13 protein-coding genes and 1 tRNA gene are annotated in these 13,652 nt (G+C 66.3%); all 14 read right to left on the bottom strand.

Annotated elements, in window-relative coordinates:
• Window positions 1-2: 2 nt before the first annotated feature.
• The 14 genes from rpoB to yghX all read right to left on the bottom strand — a co-directional run bounded on the left by rpoB (window position 3) and on the right by yghX (window position 13,421).
• Window positions 3-4,151, bottom strand: a complete 4,149-nt coding sequence (gene rpoB, locus IT40_RS10145) for a DNA-directed RNA polymerase subunit beta (protein WP_036754123.1) — start codon at window positions 4,149-4,151, stop codon at window positions 3-5.
• Between the two features lie 239 nt (window positions 4,152-4,390).
• Window positions 4,391-4,768: a 50S ribosomal protein L7/L12 gene (gene rplL / locus IT40_RS10140; RefSeq protein ID WP_036754120.1), complete on the bottom strand. Its 378-nt coding sequence runs from the start codon at window positions 4,766-4,768 to the stop codon at window positions 4,391-4,393.
• 67 nt (window positions 4,769-4,835) lie between these two features.
• Window positions 4,836-5,351 (bottom strand): 50S ribosomal protein L10, encoded by a 516-nt coding sequence (gene rplJ, locus IT40_RS10135; protein WP_036754117.1) that lies wholly within the window; start codon window positions 5,349-5,351, stop codon window positions 4,836-4,838.
• A 258-nt stretch (window positions 5,352-5,609) separates the two neighbouring features.
• On the bottom strand, window positions 5,610-6,308 hold the full coding sequence (rplA, locus tag IT40_RS10130; RefSeq protein ID WP_036754114.1) for a 50S ribosomal protein L1: 699 nt from the start codon (window positions 6,306-6,308) through the stop codon (window positions 5,610-5,612).
• 3 nt (window positions 6,309-6,311) lie between these two features.
• Window positions 6,312-6,764, bottom strand: coding sequence for a 50S ribosomal protein L11 (rplK, locus tag IT40_RS10125; protein WP_036754111.1), 453 nt, complete (start codon window positions 6,762-6,764; stop codon window positions 6,312-6,314).
• An 88-nt stretch (window positions 6,765-6,852) separates the two neighbouring features.
• A complete protein-coding gene (gene nusG, locus IT40_RS10120; protein WP_036754109.1) occupies window positions 6,853-7,392 on the bottom strand; it encodes a transcription termination/antitermination protein NusG in 540 nt (179 codons plus the stop codon).
• Window positions 7,393-7,587: 195 nt separating this feature from the next.
• Complete coding sequence (gene secE, locus IT40_RS10115) at window positions 7,588-7,782, bottom strand: preprotein translocase subunit SecE (protein WP_024845742.1); 195 nt, start codon at window positions 7,780-7,782, stop codon at window positions 7,588-7,590.
• A gap of 78 nt (window positions 7,783-7,860) precedes the next feature.
• The gene (locus tag IT40_RS10110; protein WP_036754106.1) at window positions 7,861-8,736 is read right to left on the bottom strand and encodes a hypothetical protein; all 876 of its coding nucleotides are present in this window, start codon (window positions 8,734-8,736) and stop codon (window positions 7,861-7,863) included.
• A gap of 49 nt (window positions 8,737-8,785) precedes the next feature.
• Window positions 8,786-8,861, bottom strand: a tRNA-Trp gene (locus tag IT40_RS10105).
• Between the two features lie 50 nt (window positions 8,862-8,911).
• Window positions 8,912-10,753, bottom strand: a complete 1,842-nt coding sequence (locus tag IT40_RS10100) for an ABC transporter ATP-binding protein (RefSeq protein WP_036754103.1) — start codon at window positions 10,751-10,753, stop codon at window positions 8,912-8,914.
• Window positions 10,754-10,810: 57 nt separating this feature from the next.
• A complete protein-coding gene (locus tag IT40_RS10095; protein ID WP_036754100.1) occupies window positions 10,811-11,464 on the bottom strand; it encodes a CatB-related O-acetyltransferase in 654 nt (217 codons plus the stop codon).
• Window positions 11,465-11,676: 212 nt separating this feature from the next.
• Window positions 11,677-12,090, bottom strand: a complete 414-nt coding sequence (locus tag IT40_RS10090; RefSeq protein ID WP_036754097.1) for a GFA family protein — start codon at window positions 12,088-12,090, stop codon at window positions 11,677-11,679.
• The gene (locus IT40_RS10085; protein WP_036754094.1) at window positions 12,087-12,479 is read right to left on the bottom strand and encodes a VOC family protein; all 393 of its coding nucleotides are present in this window, start codon (window positions 12,477-12,479) and stop codon (window positions 12,087-12,089) included. Before IT40_RS10085 ends, IT40_RS10090 begins: the two co-directional genes overlap by 4 nt.
• Before the next feature lie 51 nt (window positions 12,480-12,530).
• Window positions 12,531-13,421 carry a YghX family hydrolase gene (yghX, locus tag IT40_RS10080; protein ID WP_036754091.1) on the bottom strand — a complete coding sequence of 297 codons (891 nt, stop codon included), beginning with the start codon at window positions 13,419-13,421 and terminating at the stop codon, window positions 12,531-12,533.
• Window positions 13,422-13,652: the final 231 nt, after the last annotated feature.

Raw genomic sequence — 13,652 nt, 5'->3', positions numbered from 1 at the left:
CCTTACTCGTCCTCCTCCGCATCCAGGAGTTCCATGTTGAGGCCCAGACCCCGGACCTCCTTGACCAGGACGTTGAACGATTCCGGCACGCCGGCCTCGAAATTGTCCTCGCCCTTGACGATGCTTTCATAGACCTTGGTCCGGCCGGCCACGTCGTCCGACTTGACCGTCAGCATCTCTTGCAGGGTATAGGCGGCGCCATAGGCTTCCAGCGCCCAGACCTCCATCTCGCCCAGACGCTGGCCGCCGAACTGCGCCTTGCCGCCCAGCGGTTGCTGCGTGACAAGCGAGTAAGGCCCGGTCGAACGCGCGTGCATCTTGTCGTCGACAAGGTGGTGCAGCTTCAGGACGTATTTCATCCCGACAGTGACCGGACGCGCGAACTGCTCGCCGGTGCGGCCGTCGAAGACGATGGACTGGCCCGAGGTGTCGAAGCCCGCACGGCGCAGCGCGTCGTTCACGTCCGCCTCTTTCGCACCGTCGAAGACGGGCGTCGAGATCGGAACGCCGCCGCGCACCGCATCGGCATGCTCCAGCAGGGTCTCGTCATCCATGCCCTCGAAGGTCTCGGCATAGAAGTCGTCGCCATAGCCGTTCCGCATCGCCTCGCGCACCGGGCTCATGTCGCCGTTGCGGCGATAGTCCTGCAACGCCTCGTCGATCTTGATGCCCAGGCCGCGCGACGCCCAGCCCATGTGGGTTTCCAGGATCTGGCCCACGTTCATCCGCGAGGGCACGCCCAGCGGGTTCAGCACCAGGTCGACCGGGGTGCCGTCGGACAGGAAGGGCATGTCCTCGATCGGCACGACCTTGGAAACGACGCCCTTGTTGCCGTGACGGCCGGCCATCTTGTCGCCCGCCTGCAGCTTGCGCTTCACCGCGACGAAGACCTTGACCATCTTCATCACGCCCGGAGGCAGGTCGTCGCCCTGGCGCACCTTTTCGACCTTGTCGTCGAAACGGTTGTCCAGCGCCCGCTTCTGCGCGTCGAATTGCTGGTTCAGCGCCTCGACTTCCTTGGCGGTGTCCTCGTCGGCGACGGCAAGCTGCCACCACTGGCCGCGGCTCAGCTGGCCCAGCAGGTCCTCGTCCACCACGGCACCGGCGCGGATGCCTTTCGGCCCCTTGACGACTTCCTTGCCCATGATCAGCGATTTCAGGCGCGCATAGATGTTGCGCTCCAGGATCGCCAGCTCGTCGTCGCGGTCGCGGGCCAGGCGCTCGACTTCCTCGCGCTCGATCTGCAGCGCGCGCTCGTCCTTGTCGACGCCGTGGCGGTTGAACACCCGGACCTCGACGATGGTGCCATAGGCCCCCGGCGGCAGACGCAGCGAGGTGTCGCGCACGTCCGACGCCTTTTCGCCGAAGATGGCGCGGAGCAGTTTCTCCTCCGGCGTCATCGGGCTTTCGCCTTTCGGGGTGATCTTGCCGACCAGGATGTCGCCCGGACCCACTTCGGCGCCGATATAGACGATGCCGGCCTCGTCGAGGTTGCGCAGCGCCTCTTCACCGACGTTCGGGATGTCGCGGGTGATCTCTTCCGGGCCCAGCTTGGTGTCGCGCGCCGCAACCTCGTATTCGTCGATATGGATCGAGGTGAACACGTCGTCGCGGTGGATCCGCTCGGAGATCAGGATCGAGTCCTCGTAGTTGTAGCCGTTCCAGGGCATGAAGGCCACGACCACGTTGCGGCCGATCGCCAGTTCGCCCTGGTCGGTCGAGGGACCGTCGGCCACGACCTGGCCCTTGACCACCCTGTCGCCTACCTTGACCAGCGGGCGCTGGTTGATGGTCGAGGACTGGTTCGAACGCTTGAACTTGCGCAGGCGATAGATGTCCACGCCCGCATCGCCCGCGCCCAGGTCCTCGGTGGCGCGGATAACGATACGCTGCGCGTCGACCTGGTCGATGATGCCGCCGCGACGGGCCATGATGGCCGCCCCGGAATCGCGCGCCACGGTCGCTTCCATGCCGGTGCCGACGAAGGGCGCCTCGGCCCGCAGCAGCGGAACCGCCTGGCGCTGCATGTTCGAGCCCATCAGCGCGCGGTTGGCGTCGTCGTTTTCAAGGAAGGGGATCAGCGCCGCGGCGACCGAAACCAGCTGTTTCGGCGACACGTCGATCAGGTCCACCGCCTCGACCGGGTTCAGCATGAAGTCGCCGGCCTGGCGGGTCGAGACCAGCTCCTGCACGAAGCGGCCTTCGCCGTCCAGCTCGGCATTGGCCTGGGCGATGGTGTGGCGCATCTCCTCGGTGGCGGACATGTAGATCACGTCATCCGTCACCTGGCCCTCGACCACCTTGCGATAGGGGGTCTCGATGAAGCCGTATTTGTTCACGCGGGCAAAGGTCGCGAGGCTGTTGATCAGGCCGATGTTCTGGCCTTCCGGCGTCTCGATCGGGCACATCCGGCCATAATGGGTCGGATGGACGTCGCGCACCTCGAAGCCGGCCCGCTCGCGGGTCAGGCCGCCCGGCCCAAGCGCCGACAGGCGCCGCTTGTGGGTGACTTCCGACAGCGGGTTGGTCTGGTCCATGAACTGCGACAGCTGCGAGGAGCCAAAGAACTCGCGCACCGCGGCCGCGGCCGGCTTGGCGTTGATCAGGTCCTGCGGCATCACCGTGTCGATCTCGACGCCCGACATGCGCTCGCGGATCGCGCGTTCCATGCGCAGCAGGCCGATGCGATACTGGTTCTCCATCAGCTCGCCGACCGAGCGCACCCGGCGGTTGCCCAGGTGGTCGATGTCGTCGATCTCGCCCTTGCCGTCGCGCAGTTCCACCAGCCCGCGGATACAGGCGATGATGTCCTCCTTGCGCAGGGTGCGCTGGGTGTCCGGCGCATCCAGGTCAAGGCGCATGTTCATCTTGACCCGGCCCACGGCGGACAGGTCATAGCGCTCGCTGTCGAAGAACAGGCTGCCGAACAGCGCCGAGGCGGCGTCGACGGTCGGCGGCTCGCCGGGACGCATGACGCGATAGATGTCCATCAGCGCGCCTTCGCGGCTCATGTTCTTGTCGGCCGCCATGGTGTTGCGGATATAGGGGCCGACGTTGACATGGTCGATGTCGAGGACCGGGATCTCCTCGATGCCGTTGTCCAGCAGCACCTTGAGCAGCCCGCCCGAAATCTCGCCGTCGCGGTCGTATTCGACGGTGATCTCGTCGCCGGCCTCGGCATAGATCAGGCCGGTCTGCTCGTTGATGATGTCCTTGGCGACGAAGCGGCCGATGATCTTTTCGAACGGCAGCAGCAGGTTCACGTCGCCCTGTTCGATCAGCTGCTTGACCAGCCGCGGCGTCACCTTGTCGCCGGCCTTGGTGATGACCTCGCCGCTCTCGGCGTTCACCAGGTCATAGGTCGGGCGGGTGCCGCGCACGCGCTCGGGGAAGAACTTCGTGACCCAGCCCGCGGCCTGCCCCTTGCCGGCGCGCTGCAGCTTGTAGTCCACGGTATTGTAGAAGGCATCCATGATGCCCTCCTGGTCCATGCCGAGCGCATAGAGCAGCGTCGTCACCGGCAGCTTCCGGCGGCGGTCGATGCGCGCGAAGACCAGGTCCTTGGCGTCGAATTCGAAGTCCAGCCACGAGCCGCGATAGGGAATGATGCGGCAGGCGAACAGCAGCTTGCCCGAGGAATGGGTCTTGCCGCGGTCATGGTCGAAGAACACGCCGGGCGAGCGGTGCATCTGCGACACCACGACGCGCTCGGTCCCGTTCACGATGAACGTCCCGTTCTGCGTCATGAGCGGCATGTCGCCCATGTAGACGTCCTGTTCCTTGATGTCCTTGACCGATTTGGCGCCGGTCGCCTCGTCGACATCGAACACGATCAGACGCAGCGTCACCTTCAGCGGCGCGGCATAGGTCATGTCGCGGCTCTGGCACTCGTCCACGTCGTATTTCGGCTTTTCCAGCTCGTATTTCACGAATTCCAGCGTCGCCGTCTCGTTGAAGTCCTTGATCGGGAACACCGACTGGAAGACGCCCTGGATGCCTTCGCCGTCCTGATGGCCCTCGGCGTCGCCGGAGCGCAGGAACAGGTCATAGGAGGATTTCTGAACCTCGATCAGGTTCGGCATCTCCAGAACTTCGCGGATATTGCCATAGTAACGCCGGATGCGTTTCTGGCCGACATAAGCTTGCGCCATAGAGGGTCTTACCTTTCGTCTTTCGCTTGCAGCGGCCGTCGGGGCCCGACCGGCGCAAGGCGGCGAATGAGGGGCGGGGTTCCATTCGTGCCGCGCGTCCCACCGCGAGGCTCCCGAACCCCGAACATGCCCTGAAGGAAGGTCTGGCGGACAAACCGCCCTTCAAGACAGGTTCGGCAGGGTCCGGGAAAACCCCGGACCCTGCCCATTTCTTGCAGTCAATCGGCCGAAACGGCCAATTACTTCAGCTCGACCTTGGCGCCAGCCGCTTCGAGCTTCTTCTTCATTTCCTCGGCGTCGGCTTTCGAGGCACCCTCTTTCACCTTGCCGCCGGCTTCGACCAGATCCTTGGCTTCTTTCAGGCCCAGGCCGGTGATGCCGCGCACTTCCTTGATCACGTTGATCTTGTTGGCGCCGGCGTCCAGCAGGACGACGTCGAATTCGGTCTTTTCCTCAGCGGCTTCGGCGGGGGCGCCGGCAGCCGGACCGGCCATCATGACCGCGCCGCCAGCGGCGGGCTCGATGCCGTATTCGTCTTTGAGGATGTTTTTCAGTTCCTGGGCTTCCAGCAGGGTCAGGCCCACGATTTCTTCGGCGAGTTTCTTCAGATCAGCCATTTTTCCGTTCTTTCCATTAAGTGTTCCAACGTCGGGGTTTCAACCCCACGACGGAATGGGGATTGCCTCAGGCGGCCTCGCGCTCTTCCAGAGTCGAGAGGATGCCCGCGATGTTGCTGGCAGGTGCGCCGATCGCGCCCGCGATGTTGGAAGCAGGGGCACCGATGCAGGCCACGATCGAAGCGATAAGCTCCTCGCGCGACGGCATCTGGGCCACGGCTTTCACACCGGCAGGGTCAAGCGCCGTGTCGCCCATGGCACCGCCCAGGATCACGAACTTGTCGTTCCCCTTGGCGTATTTATCCGCGACCTTGGCGGCAGCCACCGGGTCTTCGGAAAAGGCGAGCACGGTCATACCCGTCAGATAGTCGGCGATGCTTGCGCAAGGCTTCCCATCCAGGGCGATCTTGGCGAGCCTGTTCTTGGCAACGCGAACGGACCCGCCGGCTTCGCGCATCTGCGCGCGCAGGTCCTGCATCTGGGCAACCGTCATTCCCTCGTAGCGGGCAACCACCACGACGCCAGAGGCTTCAAAGATCTGGCCGAGTTCTTCGACCACCTGTTCTTTTTGCGCTCTATCCACGGTTTCACTCCAAGTTGGGGGTTTCCCCCCGGCTCTCACTTTCCAGCCGCCCGAACAGCGACTGGAGGGTCCGTGACGGTCCCAAGATCACCCGGAGCGAGGCCCGGAAAATGGTCTTGATCCCATCTCAGGAAGGACGATTAAGCGGCCCGGATCAAAGATCGCGTCCCGCACCCTCCGTCTCGGACAGGACGGGGCATCGCTGCCCCGCCATCCGCCGGCACCCTGTTGAAGGAAGCCGGCGAAATTCCTGCCGCGTTACTGCGCGGCGGTCGATGCCAGGTCCAGCGACACGCCCGGACCCATGGTCGAGCTGATCGAGACCTTCTTGACATAGGTGCCCTTGGCGCCCGAGGGCTTGGCCCGGTTCACCGCATCCACGAAGGCGCGGATGTTCTCGGCCAGCTTCTCGGCGTCGAACGAGGCCTTGCCGACGCCGGCATGGACCACGCCCGCCTTCTCGGCCTTGAACTGGACCTCGCCGCCCTTGGCAGCCTCGACGGCACCCTTCACGTCCATTGTCACCGTGCCGACCTTGGGGTTCGGCATCAGGTTGCGCGGGCCCAGGATCTTGCCCAGACGACCGACCAGCGGCATCATGTCCGGGGTGGCGATGCAGCGATCGAACTCGATCTTGCCCGACTGGATCGTCTCCATCAGGTCTTCCGCACCGACGATCTCGGCACCGGCGGCCTTCGCCTCGTCAGCCTTGGGGCCGCGGGCGAAGACGGCGACGCGCACGTCCTTGCCGGTGCCGTTGGGCAGGGTCACGACGCCGCGGACCATCTGGTCGGCATGGCGGGGATCGACGCCCAGGTTCATCGCGATCTCGACGGTCTCGTCGAATTTCGCGCTGGCGTTCTCCTTGACCAGCTTGACGGCTTCCTCGACAGCGAGGTTGGCCTTGCCGGCAAAGGCGGCGCGGGCGGCGGCTTGTTTTTTCGACAGTTTAGCCATGGCTTAGCCTTTCACCTCGATGCCGATCGAACGCGCCGAGCCCAGGATGATCTGCATCGCGGCTTCCACGTCGTTCGCGGACAGATCCTTCATCTTGGCTTCGGCGATCTCGCGGACCTGCTTGACGGTCACGGTGCCGGCGACCTGGCGGCCGGGCTTTTCCGAACCCTTGGCCCGGTTGCGCTTGCCCTGCGGCTTCAGGCCGGCGGCCTTCTTCAGCAGGAACGAGGCCGGGGGCGTCTTGGTCTCGAAGGTAAAGGACTTGTCGGCGTAATAGGTGATCACGACCGGAACAGGCGAGCCCTGCTCCATCTCCTGCGTGCGCGCGTTGAACGCCTTGCAGAATTCCATGATGTTGATGCCGCGCTGACCCAGGGCCGGGCCGACGGGCGGGGACGGGTTCGCCTGACCCGCCTTGATTTGCAGCTTGAGGCTGCCGACAACTTTCTTGGCCATCTGGCCCTCTCCTTATCATCACGCCCCGAAAAGGGGCCGACTTAGCGGTGCGGCTGGGCCCCGAAGGGCCGGCGCCTCCCGCAGACGATCACGCGGTCTTGGAGACCTGCGTGAATTCCAGCTCGACCGGGGTCGGGCGGCCGAAGATGGACACCGTGACCTTGATACGGTTCGCGGCCTCGTCCACTTCCTCGACCATGCCCGAGAAGCCCTCGAAGGGCCCGTCGGTCACGTTCACCTTTTCGCCCACGTCGAACCGGATCAGGTTGCGCGGCGCCACCTCGGCCCCGCCCTCGCCGGTGCGATGCAGGATCGCGTTCACCTCGTCGTCGCGCATCGGCATCGGCTTGCCCTGCGCGCCCAGGAAGCCGGTGACGCGGTTGATCGAGTTCACCAGGTGATAGGTCTTGTCCGACAGCTCCATGCGCACCAGCACATAACCGGGCATGAAGCGGCGCTCGGACGTGACCTTCTTGCCGCGGCGGATCTCGATCACTTCCTCGGTCGGGACCAGCACTTCGTCGATCTCGTCCTCGAGGCCCTTCTCGACCACGGCCTGGCGAATCGCCTCGGCGACCTTCTTTTCAAAGTTCGACAGGACGCTGACCGAATACCAACGCTTTGCCATGTCTCGATCGACCCCTGTTTCCTTCCGGGCGAGCCAAGGCCAACCCATTGAATTCCTTGTCCGCCCCGGCCTATCCCTTGGCAATCGCCGCAGGCGCCGGCCAAATTGAAATCGGCGCGCACGACCGAATCGATGCACGCCGTATCACGGGCAGGTCGGGCGGACATAACGCCCCCTGCCCTTCAATGCAAGCCCTCAGCTGCCGACCAGGTTGATGACGACCGAAAGGCCGGTCTTGATCAGCAGGTCGACGAGGAAGAAGAAGATCGAGGCCAGCGTCGCCATGATGAAGACCATGATCGTGGTCGTCACCACCTCGCGGCGGGTGGGCCAGGTGATCTTGCCAAGCTCGGCGCGGACCTGGCTGATGAACTGGACGGGATTGGCCATGGGTTTTCCTTCGGTCTTGCAGCGGGTCAGATAGCCTGCGCCGGCCGGCATTTCAAGCGCCGATCTGAGCGGCGGCGATCACGGCTCCAGGAACTCGACCCCCGGCATGGCGCGCAGGGCGGCGATGTCCTGCGCATAGTTGCGGGCCGAGCGGGCATGGGTCTCGTCATCCAGCAGGCGCAGCCGGGCATGGCCCGAGGCGGGCTGGAACCGCTCGCGCGCACGTCGCGCCAAGGTGCACTGGTCGACGCCCTCGCCCGATGCGGCGCGGCGCAGCAGCCAGTCATAGCCGGCCTGGGTCAGGCTGACGTTGGCGGGCGGCGGGTCGGGCACCTCGGCGGCAAGGCCGGCGGGCAGCAGCCGTTCAAGCAGCCGCAGACGCAGCGCGGGATAATCCTCGTAGCGCCACAGCACGATGCGCGAGACGCCCTCGACCGCCGCCAGCCGCCCGACCAGCCCCGCCCAGGCCGAACGGGCCGGATCGCGGTCGCCCAGATAGGCGGCGATGTCGATCTCCTTGCCGCCGGCGACCTGGAGCGCAAAGGCCGAGACGATGAAGGAGGCCGGATCGCGCAGCGACAGATACACCACCGCAGGCCCGCCGCCCGCCAGCGCGATGACATGCCGCAGCCGCTGTGCCGCGCGGGGATAGATCTCGCCGCGCCGGGAAAACAGCCGGCTGCGATGGGTCATGCCCAGGATGTTCTCTTCCGAGATCAGCAGATCGCGGCAGCCCTGCCGCATGTCCAGCAGCATCTGCCGGGCGGATTCCTGGTCCCGGCCGCCGATGCCCTGGGCCAGGACCGCGGACAGCGACAGCGGCCGGCCGCGCAGCATGGCCGGATCGACATAGGCCAGCCCGGCGCAAAGCAGCCGGTCGCGCACCTGGCGCAGGGAAAATTGCAGATGGGTCGAGGCGGTCTTGTGCGCCCCCAGATGTATGCTCAGCGCCATGGGATCTCGGCAGGGATCGGAAGGCACGCGGCATGACACGGAAGGCGGCTGGCAGGGGTTGGGGGACTCGAACCCACGACCCTCGGTTTTGGAGACCGATGCTCTACCAACTGAGCTAAACCCCTAAGCCGCGCGTCTGATTACGGCAGGTGAGGGCGCGGTTCAAGAGGGAAGATCACTCGGCCTCAAGAAACCCGCCCGATTGCCGCGCCCAGAGGCCGGCATAGATGCCGCCGCGCGCCAGCAGCGCCTCATGCGTGCCCTGCTCGACGATGCGGCCCTGCTCCATCACCACCAGCCGGTCCATGCGCGCGATGGTGGACAGCCTATGCGCGATGGCGATCACCGTCTTGCCCTGCATCAGCATGTCGAGCTGCGACTGGATCGCCGCCTCGACCTCGCTGTCCAGCGCCGAGGTCGCCTCGTCCAGCACCAGGATCGGCGCGTCCTTCAGCAGCACCCGCGCGATGGCGATGCGCTGGCGCTGGCCGCCCGACAGCTTGACCCCGCGCTCGCCCACATGCGCCTCCAGCCCGCGCCTGCCCTGCGAATCGGTCAGGGTGGCGATGAAATCCGCCTCGGCCAGTTCGGCCGCGCGCAGGATCTCGGCCTCGGAGGCATCCGGGCGGCCATAGGCGATATTGTCGCGGATCGAGCGGTGCAGCAGCGAGGTGTCCTGCGTCACCACGCCGATGGCCGCGCGCAGGGATTCCTGCGTGACCTGCGCGATGTCCTGGCCGTCGATCAGGATACGGCCCGATTCCAGGTCGTGAAACCGCAGCATCAGGTTCACCAGCGTCGACTTGCCCGCGCCCGAGCGCCCGACCAGCCCGATCCGCTCGCCCGGCGCGATGGTCAGGCTCAGGTCGTCCAGCACCGCGCCGCGGCCGGGCCGCGCCACCTCGCCATAGCGGAAGGTGACGCGGTCGAATTCGACCCGGCCCTCGGGCACCGCCAGCGGCCGGGCGCCGCGCGCATCCGTCACCATGCGCGGCAAGGACAGCGAGCCGATGCCGTCGCGCACCGTGCCGATATTCTCGAAGAGCGTCGCGAATTCCCACATGATCCAATGCGACATGTTGCCCAGCCGCAGCGCCAGCGGGATCGCGACGGCCACCGCGCCCACGTCGATCTGGCCATGGGTCCACAGCCACAGCCCCAGCGCCGTGACGGCAAAGACCAGGCCCGAGTTCAGCGTCGACAGCAGGATGTTCTGGATCGAGGCCAGCCGCATCTGCCCGTGCACGGTCTGCAAAAAGCCGTCCATGCTTTCGCGGACATAGGCTTCCTCGCGCGAGGAATGCGAGAACAGCTTGACCGTCGAGATATTGGTATAGCTGTCCACCACCCGGCCGGTCATCACCGCGCGGGCATCGGCCTGCGCCTCGCTGATGCGGCCGATGCGCGGGATCAGCCACCACAGCAAGAGCCCGTAAAACACGCCCCAGCCGACGAAGGGCAGCGCCAGCCAGCCGTCGGTCGAGGCCGCCAGCACCAGCGCGCCGATGAAATAGACGCAGACATAGGTCAGCACGTCCATGAACTTCATGGCGACTTCGCGCACGGCCAGCGCGGTCTGCATCAGCTTGGTGGCGATGCGGCCGGCGAACTCGTCCTGGAAATAGCTCATCGACTGGCGCAGCAGGTAGCGATGCGCCTGCCAGCGGATGCGCTGCGGGAAATTCCCCATCAGCGTCTGGTGCATGAGCAGCGAGAACAGAACCTGCAGCAACGGCAGGCCGATCACCAGGATGGCGCCCATCAGGATCAGGCGATTGCCCTCGAGCGCCCAGAAATTCTCGCGGTCGGCCGCGGCCAGCCGGTTCACCAGCTCGCCCAGATAGCCGAACAGCACCACCTCGGCCACGGCGATCAGGGCCGAGCAGGCGGCCATCGACAGCATGTAGCCCTCGGCCCCGCGCGAGAAATGCAGGATGAACCGCCACAGCCCCTGCGGCGGCATCCGCGGCGGATCGGCGGGATAGGGATCAAGCCGGCGCTCGAACCAGCTGAACATGACAGACCTCATTCGTATCAGGCCGGGCCCTTGCCCGGTTCGTTTCGTCGCACCGCCTCAGGCGGCCAGTTCCTCAAGCGCCGCGACATCGGCACGGGCCAGCGCGGCGGTGGCGCGGGCGATCCGCGCCACGGGCCAGTGCCACCATTGCAACGCCATGAGCCGGGCGATGGTGGCATCGTCAAAGCGCATCCGCATGACACGGGCCGGGTTGCCCGCGACCACGGCGTAATCCGGCACCACGCCGCCGACCACGGCGCCTGCGCCGATGATGACGCCGCTGCCGATCCGCGCGCCGGGCAGGATGATGGCGCCGTCGCCGATCCAGACGTCATGGCCGATCACCGTATCCGGCAGGCCGCTGATCTGGTCGATATAGTCGCCCACCCGCGCGTGATCGAAGATCGCAAAGGGATAGGTCGAGATCCCGGCCATCGGATGATTGGCCGAGGCGGTGACGATCCGCGCCCGGTCGGCGATCTGGCAGAACCGCCCGATCACCAGCCGCTCGGGCGCGCCGGCATAGGTATAGGGCGCCAGCCGCGCCGCCCAGTCCTGCGGCGGGTCGAAGCTGCTGGCATAGGTGAAATCGCCGATCTCGATATTCGGATGGTCGATCACCCGGTTCAGATGCACCAGCCCCCGGTTCAGGGTGCCGTCGGGAAAGCGCATGGGATGGGGCAAAGCCGCATCAAGGAAGTCAGCCGTCATGGGAATTCTCTTCAATCCGTCCGTGAAAGGTCAGATCTGCGAGTTGTCCATGACACCGTTCTCCCCTGTTGCGGCGGGCACCATAGCCGGATTTCGCCGCCGAGGCAACCGGGGGCGCGACGCCTGCGATCGGGGGCTCTGCCCCCGCCCCTGCGGGGCTCCCCCGGAGTATTTGGAAAACGGAGAAGGCGCATGCGGCGCGCGGCCTGCGGTCACAGGTGCCGCGTCTCGGGCGCGGGATTCCACCAGGCGTCATGCGCCCCGTCGGCATAGAACACCGGCGCGGCGATCAGCTCGGCCTCGGGCACGTCGTCCAGGGCGCCGACGCAGACCTGGACGAAGCGACCGCCCATCTCTTCCAGGTTGCCCTCGGTCCACAGCCGCGTACCGCAACGGGCGCAGAACATGTGGTGCATGTCCACCCCGTCCTGCTGCCGGCGCGGGGTCTCGGCCAGCATGCCCGCGCCATGGGTGATGCGGAAGCGCTCCGGGTCGGGCAGGCGCATCTCCCAATAGCGCATCTTGCGGCAGAAGCTGCAATTGCAGCGCATGGTGCCCTGCGACAGCTCGCCCTCGGCCTCGAAGCGGACGGCGCCGCAGAAGCAGGATCCGCGATAGAGGGTCATGCCGGTTCTCCGTGGTGGACGGCCTCGACATTGTTGCCGTCGGGGTCGAGGACGAAGGCGCCGTAATAGCCCGGATGATATTCCGGCCGCAGCCCCGGCGCGCCGTTGTCCTGCCCGCCCGCGGCCAGCGCGGCAGCATGGAAGGCGTCGACCGTGGCGCGGTCGGGCGCGGCAAAGGCGACATGGGTGCCCGGACCCGCGGGCCGGCCGCTGCCGATCCAGAAGAACGGCTTGCCCGCGAGGCCATAGCCCAGATGCGCGCCATGGCCGCCGGTCATCTCCTCGGTTACCTCCATCAGCAGCTCGATCCCCAGGGGCGCCAGCGCCCGGTCGTAGAAGGCGCGCGAGCGGGCAAGGTCCGAGACGGGAAATCCGATATGGTCGATCATGCGAAATCTCCTTTCCCGGCAAGGATCGCCCCGCCCTGCTGACAATTCGCGTCAGGAGAGCTTTTCGGCGAAGAAGTCCAGCGTCCGCTGCCAGGCAAGCTCCGACGCCGCCTCGTCGTAGCGCGGCGTGGTGTCGTTGTGGAAACCGTGCTGGGTGCCGGGATAGAAGAAGGCCTGGTATTCCTTGCCCTGCTCCTTCAGCGCCGCCTCGTAGGCGGGCCAGCCCGCGTTCACGCGCTCGTCGTTCCCGGCGTAATGCAGCATCAGCGGCGCCTGGATCTGCGCCACCTCCTCGGGCCGGGGCTGGCGGCCGTAGAAGGGCACCGAGGCGGCCAGTTCGGGATAGGCCACCGCCAGCGCGTTGCAGACCCCGCCGCCATAGCAGAAGCCGACTGCGCCCACCTTGCCGGTCGAATCGGCATGGTCGCGCAGGAATTCGTGGACGGCGAAGAAATCCTCCATCAGCTTCACCGGGTCGAGGCTGGCCTGCATCTCGCGCCCCTGGTCGTCATTGCCGGGATAGCCGCCAAGCGGGCTCAGCCCGTCCGGCCCGAAGGCCAGGTAGCCCGCCTTGCCGAGCCGGCGCACGACATCCTCGATATAGGGGTTCAGCCCACGGTTTTCATGCACCACCAGCACGGCCGGAAGCTTGCCCTGCGCCCCGGCCGGCCGCGCCATCAGCCCGCTGATGCGGCCATTGCCCGCGGGGCTGTCATAGCTCGCGGTCTGGGTCGCGATGGCGGGATCGTCGGGCGGCACCTGCTGGGCCAGGGCGTAATCCGGCCGCAGCGCCTCGAAGATCGCGGCGGCGCTCATCCCGGCGGTGGCGAATTGCGCCGCCTGCACCATGAAATCCCGCTTGCTGATTCGGCCATGCACGTAGCCGTCGAAGATCTCGAGGATGCGGGGATGGAAATCGGAAGCCTTCCTGCGTTCGGTCATCGTCCTCTCCCTTTGCCTGCTGGCGCAAGGATAGCATGACCCCCCCCCCTCTCCGCTCTTTTTCCCGCGCCGCTCTCCCGCCCGGCGCGGCGTGCGCTGCTTCTTTCGTGCCCCAATATCCCGGGGTCCGGGGCAGAGCCCCGGCAGCCGCGCCCGGCAAGCACCCCCGCGGCCACCACCCCCCCGGCAAGGAAAAAAGCCCCCCCCCGCGGAGCGGCCCCCCATCGCGAA

The organism is Paracoccus versutus (assembly GCF_000763885.1).
Classification (GTDB): domain Bacteria; phylum Pseudomonadota; class Alphaproteobacteria; order Rhodobacterales; family Rhodobacteraceae; genus Paracoccus; species Paracoccus versutus.
Note: the sequence above shows the minus strand (reverse complement) of the source record. Positions and strands in the feature narration are given on the sequence as shown.